This is a genomic window from Candidatus Magnetaquicoccus inordinatus, assembly GCF_004217665.1.
Classification (GTDB): Bacteria; Pseudomonadota; Magnetococcia; order Magnetococcales; family Magnetaquicoccaceae; genus Magnetaquicoccus; species Magnetaquicoccus inordinatus.
In genome coordinates, this window is record NZ_RXIU01000037.1 from 1 (window position 1) to 11,639 (window position 11,639).

At 52.0% G+C, this 11,639-nt stretch carries 1 protein-coding gene; it reads right to left on the reverse strand.

Annotated features, from left to right (window positions below; all coding sequences use genetic code 11):
• Positions 1 to 11,639: putative Ig domain-containing protein (locus tag EJP87_RS04925; RefSeq protein WP_193771144.1), on the reverse strand; the 11,639-nt coding region annotated here is incomplete at both ends.

An 11,639-nucleotide genomic window follows, 5' to 3' on the forward strand; every position in this document is an offset into this window, starting at 1 on the left:
TGTCAACAGCATCCAGCTCTGCATCATGCAGGGTCAAGGTGGGACTCAAGCTGATGGCGTTCCCATTTTCCACATAGAGTGGCGCGTTTTCAAACACCCGCAACTCGCTGAGACCACCGCCCAAATCCCAGTAAGACAAAACATTAAACTGCACATATTGCCCAAGCACCGGCGCAAAGGTCAGCGTATTGACCGGAATCTCCATCCCCGCTTCCAGATTCAAATCACCTTGCGTACCATATGTCGAATAGACCACCTGCATCGCAGCATCAAAAATCTGCAATGACCAGTCTTGGGTCGTGCGGTCATTGACAAAACTGTTATGGGTATTCAAAAATTCAATCTTGTTGATCGAATGCACACCACCCAGATTGATCTGCGCCGAACCAGTGCTGGCATCTGGAGTCAACCAATAGTCACCGGGACTGGTTGCCTCAAGTGCTGAACCATCGACAATTTTGCTTGGTGCATAGGAATCGTTATAACTCACACCAGTAACAGTTTTGTTCAGGGCAATGTTGTGGGAAGCAAGCGCAAACGAAGCACCATGATTGGTGGGAATATTGTCACCGCTGACCGCCACACTGACCGTGTGGGTTACTGTTTGGGCGCCACCACTACCCTGTTCGCCCAGATTGCCGTCATTGAAGATGACATCGATTGCTACGGTCTGATTGCTCGGATCTACCGCCGCATTGCTGTATTGGATCAAGGGCAAAATGCTGTTTACCAATGAGGCAGTGGCATTGTCGTTAAAACGCAACTCCAATATACCAGCGCTGTTGCTGACCACCACACCAATCTGCAGACCATCATAGAACAAACCACCACCTTCATTCAGAGCATCAAGCAAAGAGCCGGACGCTGCGGAGAAATGGTCATCGCTGTTCACACCACCCTGGCGCGCCAAGGTCAAAGTGGAACCATCATAATTGTTTGCAGTATCCAATTCCGGATCATGCAGGTGCAGAGTGGGCAGCAAAGCCACAGGCTGACTGTTTTCAACGTAGGAAGGAGCCTGAGCTGCCCCATAAACCAGCAATTCACTCAAACCACCACCGGCATCATAATGCGTAAGCACGGTAAAGCGCACATACCGACCATCCATAGTGTCCGGTATGTCCACTGTGGTCACCGGCAATGGCGCCCCCGCAGGAAGCTGCAAAGCACCTGTGTTCGCCATGGTTCCGTCAACTGTATAGATTTGAATGCTATCGGCATTAAAAATCTGCAACCGCCAGTTTTGAGTGCTGCGTTCGTTGCTGCCACCATTGTGGGTATTGATCAGATCAATCTTGTCAATCAGATGCGACTGCCCAAGATCCACTTGCACCCAACTGCCATCTTCGGGCGACAACCAATAATCACTGGGATTGCCATTTTCCGCATAGGAACCATCAACCAGCTTTGCTACACCCCATTGCGGATCGTTTCCATTCAGGGAAACACCCACAACACTCTTGCCCTGAGCTATATTGGGATTGATTTGCACAAAGGAGGGAGCATCATTGAGCACCAGAATCGTCGTCGGAACCGCAATCGGTGTAGTCGATTGCAAGCCCCCAGCATCCTTGGCGACCACGGTAAAGGCATTGATTGCATTGATGCTACCCTGCGCTGGAGTCCAGTAGGCATGATGGGTGGCATCGATGGTATCATTGACCCCAGCTTGATAAGCTGTGGCCGTATTCATATCCCCACCAATTTTCAGCGTTCCAGAGAGAACCGATTGGACCACAAAGGAGGAGAGGTCATTGTTGGCATCCGCAGCATCACTATGCGACAACAGGTCGGCATAGGTAATCACACTCTCGGCCTCTTGCCCGGTCTGTGCCACCGAAGAGGTGAATTGACTCAAGGTCGGCGCAAAGTTGTAGACACTTTGCAGGGTATATTGTTGTCCCATCGTTCCATGTTGGAACTGAGCTTCCAGGAAATAGGTGCCTGTGCTCGACGGCATAAAGATCAGCTCCGCGACCCCAGCGTTGCTGCTCTCTGTTGCCATCACAATCTGACCGCTGGCATCACGCAACAACAATTCCGGTATTGCTTGCTGATTCATACTGCTTAAACGGTAGGTATAGCTCTGTCCCGCTTGCAGGGAGATCGAGACCCAATCGCTATCTCCCTGATAGTTGATCATCCCCGATTTGCTGGCCCCCAGGGCCAAGCTGTCTGTTGTGGATATGCCATAGTTATAATCCACCCGCAAAACATTACTACCAACAGATTCGGTAATGCCAAGGGCATCGGTAAAACTGGCCACAACACGGGTATAACCCATCTCAATCTGACCAGATTGCAGGAACGGCGCTGACATTGTCGCCGTGCCAGCACCAGAAACCGAACTGGCTATAACCGGTGTACCCTCATTATACCAGTTGGTGCTTCCATCGGGAGATTCCTGCAATTGATAGGAGATCGTGCCTGCAGGCAGACCATCGGCATCGCTCAACTGGCTATTGACGGTCAAGGTAGAGCCGCTTATGCTCAGCGAAACCAAACCGCTCGGCAGATGGTCCAACATACCGGCATTGTTCAGTTTAAGCACCACAGAATGCAAATCAGAACCGGTGTTGACCGAAAGATTTCCCGAACCAGGATCCAGATCGGCAGTGCCCGCCACCGTAGCAGTCACATAGATGTTGCCGGAGCTGTCAACGGTAATATTTCCGGCCTGCTCCATGCCTTGCCCGCCAAAGGAACGGGCCCAAAGCGGACGACCATCATGATCCAATTTGGCGACAAAAATATCAGAGCCGCCGTTGACGCTGTTCAAGGTATTACCCAGATGCGCCTGACCGACAAAGCTGCCAGTCAGATATAACTCACCATTGCTGTCCATGGTCATGGCAACCTGGGTCACATTGCCTGCATATTCCCGATGCCACTGCTGCTCGCCTTTGCCGTCCAGATTTTCGATGAACAGTTTGCCATTGCTCATCATCCCGGTCAGATAGATATTGCCGGATTTATTGATCACCATATCGGTGGCCATGACAGAGATTGCAGCACCTGTATCTGAAACAGAATTAAAATTATTCAGCACCTTGTACCACAAACTTTGATCGGAACCGATCTTTTCCACATAGGGTACAACAGAGCCATTTTCGAGCGTATGGTTGCCCATCACTACCATATTGCCGGTTTTGTCAAACAATACCGAGCGGATGGTATCCACCATGGTCGTGTTGATCGAACCTTCCGTGCTCATCACTGTGTTGCTGCCAACTGCACCATCCACAATGGATAACTGCGTTAAATGGGCCTCTGCACCAGAGATGGCATAGGGATCAACCATGTTGCCCCATCCAACCTGCAAAACACCAGAAGCAGTGTCAATCTTGACAATTTGCCCATTTTCATTGCCAGTACCACCCAATTGCTGCGCCCATTGCAGAGTGCCACTGGTAGTAAATTTTTCCACAAAGAGATCCAAACCACCGGCACTGGTCAACTCCCGACCACTGCCAGCTCCCGGATTGAGGGTGCCAGAAAAGGTGCCAGAAACATACAGATAGTTATTGGCCCCTTCGTTGACAAACTGGATACCGGTTATAGTGGCGGCACCATTGGCGGCCAAAGCAGTGCTGCTCCAACTGCCACCGGTACTGAATCCTTGCAGAAAACCACTACTGGTCGCACTCATGGGCAGTGTCGTCGCAGCCGCCTGTACCGAACCTTGATAGCCACCCACCACATAGACCGATCCGCCACCTACCGCCAGATCGAGACCATAGGAACCACCCGGAACTCCCGAAATGCCCATATGGGCAGCCGACCAACCCACTGTTCCTGTCGCCGGTACTGCGGCTGGATTGAGGGTAACCACCGCACTTTGGGAGGACCAATTTTGTCCATCAAAAGCTTGCCAACTAAACTGCACCGGAGCTGTCCAACCAGCCGTGGGCACAAAAACCAGATCATTGAGATCGGCCAAAGCGATCTCCTGTTCGATACCTACTGCCACTCCATGCAGTTGCAACACACCCGCTGCTGCACTCGGCAACTGGTCGATCATGATCGAAACCAGATTATCGCCATCCTGATCCGCAACGTGTCCAGAAAAGGCATCTGCTTTGAAACGGAACCAGTCTGTGGCATTGCCAGCACGCGCAAAATCATGCACTTCGGGAGCATGATTGCCCACAGTCACCACGGCGGTCGCGGCACTTTCCAGCTCATAGTTATAATCATTATCATCATAGGCACGAACCAGAATTGCCTGTCCCAATGCCGCTGTCGTCACCACATATTCAGCCGGGTTGCTGTTGTTATTGGTCAAAGGCTGCCAGACTTCACCACTATCATAATACCCCCATTCAAAGAGAGGCAGCAGATCTTGGGCGGACCAGCCATGGATGGTCACCATAGCCGTCAATGTCTCACCCAACAAAGCCTCTCCGGAGATGGTCACCACATCATCTCCAGAATCGAGAAGATTGCCGGTTTGTCCCTCCAATTTGACCACAAACATCTGCTCTTCTTGGCCGCCATTGACAATCTTCAGGCTGCTTTGATCTGCACTGGAACCGATAAAGTTTTGCCCTGACAAGCTACCGGTGATAATCGGGTTGCCTTGACTATCCACCACCAGATCGTTGATCCGACTTTGATTACCCTCTATCTCTTGTTGCCACAGCACCGTCCCTTCAAGATCCAAAGAGAAGGTGATGGCATGCTCATGAAAACCGGTTGAGTCGGAGACGCTATTGGTACCAGCCACCAACAAACCAGTGTCGGTTAGGACAAGTGAGAGTCGTTGATCCAGGTTGATGGGATCTTCAAGACCAATAGCGGTTGCCCAGGTCACCACTCCGCTGCCATCCAGACGGGCAACAAAGCCCTTGTTGGCTTCCGAAGAGGATTCGATGGTCTGGCCACTGGTCGTACCATCATCAAAATGGATGGAGTTGGCAAAGGTGCCCGCGACATAGAGATGGCCCGCACCGTCGCTAATCAGATCGGTGACCGCAACATTGGTACCTGCAAAGCTCTTGTTCCAGGCGATACTGCCGGTAGCGAGATCAATGGAGGTTACATAGCCCATGCCACTGTTCAACGAGGTTGCTTGCTGGCCGACCACAAAAAGATGACCGGCATGATCCAGACTGACCCCTTCAATAGACTTGTCTGCTGACCAGGCAATATTGACATCGCTGACACCGGTACTCTGTCCAGTGCTGGTGGAGAGGGAGTGGGCAAATAGATTTTGCGGCAGAGTACCATCGGGATTTAAGGTCTGGCCCTGGGTCACACCAAAAACCACAGCGCTGTCGCCGTTGACCAGGATCACACCACCATCCTGGTTATTGGCATCACCTACCGCTGCTTTCCAGACGATATCTCCATATTGTGAATCTATTTTCAACACATAGAGATCATTGGAAGCTCGTCCCGTGCTGCTGGTCAAACTGCTGGTAATATCGCTTATTCCATCGCTATCCACATCCAGCGAACCGGCAAAACGGCCAATGCTATACAGGTAATCATGGCCATTTTCTGTGGAGAGGCTCAACATCCCGGCATCGACATGGCCGCTGCCCATCTGCTGCAACTCTACTGCCCACTGCAGATGACCGGTGACATCTCTTTGTTCCACCAACGCCGCATCGGCGCCACTGCGCACAAACTCAGAGGAGTCGGGGCCGAAATCAAGAGCCACATTGCCAAAAAAGTTGCCAGAGATATAGACATTGTCATGGCTGTCTATGGCCAGATTTTCTCCCTCGGCGCCACCGTTCCAGATGCTGCGACTCAAAGAGCTCCAGGAGACCGCCTCTTGCGCAAGATAGGTCACCGTAAAGCTGTCTGAGACCGATTGCCCAGCTTGATCAACGGCAAACACTGTCACTGTCGCACTGCCACTGCCGGTGGGTGCTACACCTGAAAGGAGAATGGAATCTCCAGAGGGGGTAAACTGCAGCCAAGCAGGCCCAGAGACGCTGTAGCTCAAGGAATCGCCATAGGGGAGATCCGCATCGCTGAAGGTCGCCGCATCCATAGTAAAGGAAAAACTCTGCCCGGCAAAAATGGTCTGGTCGGGCAATGGGGTATGGACCTGCGGCACATCATTGATATTTTCTACCGTAAGCACAAACTGCTCGGTGCTCTTTACTCCAGCCATATCAGTGACATGCAGCTCCACAGTGGTTGCTCCGGCATAATCACTGGAGGCTGTCCCACTCACGGTATGGCTGTTGGCATCATAGGTAAGCCAGGAGGGCAAGGCACCCCCGTCAATGCCGGTTATGGTATAGCTCAGATTGCCCAGATCCCAACTGTCCACATCGCCATAGAGCGAAGAAGAGATCGTCAAATTGAAGCTATCGCCAAAATCCAGGCTGCGATCAGGCAATAAAGCAGAGTTGATAGTGGGGGCATGATTGCCGACAAACACCGTCACATTACCGGTTGCAGTGGCTCCGGAAAGATCGGTAGCAGTCAGCTCGATCTGATATGCTCCTGGATTGGCTGCCAATTCACTGCTCGAAGCAGACAAAATGCCATTCTCCAGATGCAGCCAGGAGGGCGAGGTAGTACTGTTCACAGTGGCGGAAAACTCCAGTTGATCGCCACCGCTCAGATCAGCATCAGTGAAATAGTCACTGACATTCACATACAACAGCTCACCGGTTTGCAAAACCATATTTTCCAGGAAGGGATCCACGGCCACAGGAGCCTGATTGTTGACCACCATCTGGAAAACAACAGCAGTACTGCTGCCCGAGCTATCGGTCGCGGTCACCCGCAGCACATGGGTTCCAGTCACACCGGTCAGATCCCCTGTGCTCAACAAACCTGTATCGCTGTCGATGGAGAGCCAGGCATTGGCAATTGCATCCAACTCTTCCCCATCCAGGTTGGCACTATAGGTCAGGGTATCGTTGCTATCAATATCGGTAAACCAAGTGGCGGTTGTCAGCGACAGGGGATGTGTCTCATCTGCCTGCTGAGAAACCACCTCTTGCCCCTCTACCGTCAACACCGGGGCATGATTCAGGTTCTGCAGATTGATAGTAAAGCTGGCGCTCGTCTCGGCATATTGACCTGAAAGATCCTTGATATTCATGGTGACGATCACATCACCAACCGCTGTACCAGTCGGCGCAATACCGCTGAAGGTTTGACTGAGCGCATCAAAATGGAGCCATGAAGGCATATCCACCGGCTCGATGCTCACCACATCCCCTTTATCAGGATCCATAAAGCTGTCGCTGGGAATGGTGAAGGAAAAATCTTCCCCAATGGTGAGAGCCAATGCTTCGGAAGCAACCGGTTTCAGCCACAGCGGTTGTTCAGGCGTATCGGCAACGGTCAGCGAGATGATCTCATAAATTTTAGCCCCGCTCGCATCGGTGGCTGTGAGGGTCACCGAATAACTCCCCACATCCTCATTGCTCAGGCTGTCGGAGGCTGTGGAAAAGGTCAGGGTATTGTCAGAATTGACGGTAAAGGTCAGCCACGCCGGTTTGCTGATCGCATAGCTCAACTGCTCGGTAATCCCAGACAAACCCAAATCGGCATCATTGAAAAGACCAGTGCTGCCTGCTGCAGTAACGGTATGGGTAAACTCCACCCCTTGCTGAATGGTCAGTTTGCCGATGGGATTGGCCACCACCGGAGCAGTATTGACATGTTGCACATCGATGACAAAGCTGTCGCTCACCGACTTGCTGGGTGTGCCACTATCGGTTGCCGTGAGGACAATCGTATAACTGCCCATACTGCCGGCAGTGGGCAGAGCGGTAAAGGTCATTGCCTTGCTGTCAAACTTTAACCAGGAGGGCAAAGCCACTTCGCTGCCAGACTGATTGAGCAGTTTGGCCATTACCGTCAGGGTATCGCCGGGGTTGGGGTCAGCAAAGGTGTTGCTGGCCAGTTGGATCACCTTGACACTGTTTTCTGTCAACACTTGATCCGGGGTCAACACCTTGACCAATGGTGCTTTGTTGATTGCCGGAATAGTCAGGCTGAAGCTGTCTGAGATGCTCAAGCCTCCCTGATCCTTGGCCACCAGTTTGACCGAAAGCGAACTGGCAGTAGAGGTAACCGCCGCCAACTCTTCGGCGGTGGTCCAGAAGAGCATCTTACCGCTGCTGGTACTATAATCACTGTGCAGCCAGGAGGGCAAAGCGGTATTGTTCAAGGCATTGACTGCGCTTACCGCCAGAGGATCATTGGCATCCTGATCATAAAAGATACCGGCCACGGTGGAGCCTGAGGTGGGCCGACTCTCCAAAGCCTGAATCTCCACCTGATAGCGCTCGTTAGTGCTATCAAAGCTCAAGGTTTGGCTCTTATAACCGGTCAGCGTTCCCAACACCGGAGCATGGTTGCTATTGATCAAGGTAAGATCAAAACTGCCCTCGGTAGTGGCGTTATAGCTGTCTTTGGCCGTGACCACCACACTCACCGATGCCGTGGTGGATGTGGTGGGGCTTAGTGAAAACGAACGGGTGTTGGCATCAAAACTCAACCAAGTGGCGCTGCTGGTAATATCGCTCCCCCCACTCATCACCTTATAGGTATAGGTCAGCTTGTCGCCCGCATCGACATCGGTAAAGGCCCGACTATCCAATTGAAAAAGAGTGGCTTTATCGTTGGTGATGATCCGGGCAGGCAAATAGGCGCTGTTCAAGCTTGGGGCATGGTTTTGATGGGTCACCGTCAGATAAAAGCTGTCGGATACCGAAAGTCTGGCATCATCGGTGGCGGTCACCTTGATACCCAGATTGCCCAAATAACCGCCCGCACCAGCCGCAACCGTAAAGGTATGCTGCGTCGGATTAAAGGTCAGCCAGGAACTGGGCAACACCCCTCCTGTCAACAGGGTTGCCGTAAAGGCCAGATGATCATTGGCATCGGTATCGACAAAATGGGCTGTCGGCAAATTGAAGGTGTAAGGGGTAGTCAGACCATCGGAAACCGCAACATTGGCCAGACTGACTTGCGAATCCAGTTGTGGGGCATGATTGACCGCCGCCACATTCATGGTAAAGTTGATTGTGGTACTGTTCGCCCCAGTAAAGCTGGTATCGGTGGCAGTGATCTGAAACTCCAACGCCCCTGCAACCTTTGGTTTACCGGTAAAGGTTCCCGACTCGCCATCAAAGGTCAACCCCACTATGCTGGAATCAAGCGCATGAAAAGAGCTCTCCCCCGGCAGTTTGACCAGTGCGGTATACTGCAACTTATCGCCCGGATCGACAATAAAGGTCTGAGGATGCAGTTTGAAGTTTAACGAATCTCCCTCCTTGACCGTCCTGTTGCTCAGTTGACTCTCAACGGAATAGTGGGTGCTGTCATATGTCGGGGTATGGTGCACCCCCTTGACATCAATAACAAAAGTATCGGAAACCTTGGCCCCCATCTTGTCGGTGACCGTCAGAGTGATATTGAGACTGCCTACATCGTTGCGACCAGGAGTACCACTGAAGGTTTGGGTCAAAGGATCAAAGGTCAACCAGCCCAGATTGTTGTTGTTGCTGCCGGTCACTTTCGCTGCATAGGTCAACGCCTCTCCGGCGGTGGCATTCAGCAAATCGGCATCGCTGACATTGTTGACCAATTGCAATTTGAAAAACCCATCTTCGGTCGCCGTCAGATTGCCAATCGTTTTATTCAAAACCGGGGCGCTATTGCTGCGGGTGACATCAATCTCAAAGACCGAGGAGACGGCAGCACCAGCGTTATCGGTGGCGATCAATTTGACCAGCACATTACCGGTAGAGGTGGGCGTGCCGGTAAAAATACCGTTATCAGCATCAAATTTCAGCCAGTCTGTAGTCGCCAGATCCCGCGCCACACCATTGACCAACAGTTGCGCTTTGTAGGTCAGCTTGTCGCCAAAGGCAAGATCTTTATCGGTAAAAGCGGTGCCAGGAATTTTGTAGACAAAATCCTTGTTGGCCAAGGTGCTCTGTTTTTGGATGCTTCCCGAGAGATAACTGGGCGCATCATTGACGTTGAGAACCGTAAAATCGACCAACTGACTGACCGTGGATTTACCGGCACCCTGGGCCACCACCATAAAGGCTTGTGCCCCCACATCACTGTTGCCCGGCTTCCCGGAAAACAGACCCGTCTGGGTATCAAAGCTCAACCAGGTTCCAGCCAAAGCCGCTGCACCCGATTTTTTGCCATCCAGCGAGAGCACAGTATAACTCCTGACGCTGCTCAAACCAAACAGAGAGGGGCTCAATTGATAGGAGAAGGCTTTGTCTTGGATGGCAATTTGGCTGAACGGCTCCTCACTGCCGAGCACCCCTTGCGGATCTCTGCTGCTGTTTAGACTCTCCAAAGTGCCGATAAAATGGCTCCAGGCGCTCTCCGAGGAGACCAAACTGAGCTTGTTGGGCACGCCAAGAGCCGTATTCATGGCGGTCAGATATTGATTGGCCTGTACGGTAAAATCACTTTCCGTCAACGAAAAGTTGAGACTCTTACCGTTGGAGGCGGTCAAAACCGTGCTGTCAATCTGAATGCCATCCGCAGTGCTTCCTTGCGCGTCCAGGCTCTGCAACAGACGCAACATGTTGGTCAAGGCAGTGGTATTGCTGCTGCCCGCCAGATCGATCGGGGTGATATAGCTATCGGCCTTGGCCGAACCCAGAGAGATGCCGCTATTGGGATCTCCGAGATAAAAATGGATGGTGTCGGTGGTGTTTTTGAACTGGAACGAACCATCGCTTTGCGTCTTATAGAGCCCGGAGTCACCAGCGGTCAGATGCACCACCGCATTGTTGACATCCTTGATCACATAGTTGAGCCCCACCACCTTGCTGTCGAGCAGAATGCCAGAGCTGTCCTTCGCCACCTGCAAGCGAAAAGTATCGGAGACACTTTTACCACTCTGATCGATGGCCGACACCTGGATATAGGTGGATTGCACCTCATCGATACTGGTCGGGGTGCCGTTAAAGGTACCGGTCTGTTCATCAAACTGCAGCCAACTGGGTAATGATTTATAATTGCCTTCGCTGTCGGTCTCCAGGTTGGTAGCCGTATAGTGCAGCTTATCCCCATATTGGCTGTCCACATCGGCAAAAGCGCTGCTGGGAATGGTATATTTGAAAGAGTTACCCAAAACCACACTCTTGTCTTCCAACGCCTGTTCCAGAGTCGGCGCATCATTGACATTCTCCACCGTAAAGGAAAATGTCGTGGAAACACTCTCATTCAAGGTGTCGATGGCAGTCAGGCGAACACTCCAGGTTCCCACATCATCGTTACCCGGTTGACCGGAAAAGGTACGGGTATCGGCATCAAATTGCAGCCAAAAACCATCCGGCAGGGCATGCGCACTGCCCTGTCCCAGCAAACTCACCTCATAGCTCAGGCTATCCCCGGTATAAGCCGCCCCGGCAACACTGTTTTCATCAGCAAAGGTGTTGGCAGCAAACTGGAAGAAAACCGTATCTCCCTGTTGGATACCACTTTGGCTGGCGACGCTGTTTTGTACTGTTGGCGCCTTGTTCTGATCAACCACACGAATGGTAAAAAGATCATAGGCACTGCCTTCACCATCGCTCGCCTTCAGACGTACCGTATAGGTGCCGACCGCATCGGCAACACCCGAAAAGGTGTTGCTCACATCATCAAAAGATAACCAAGCCGGTTTTTCCAATGCCTCCCAG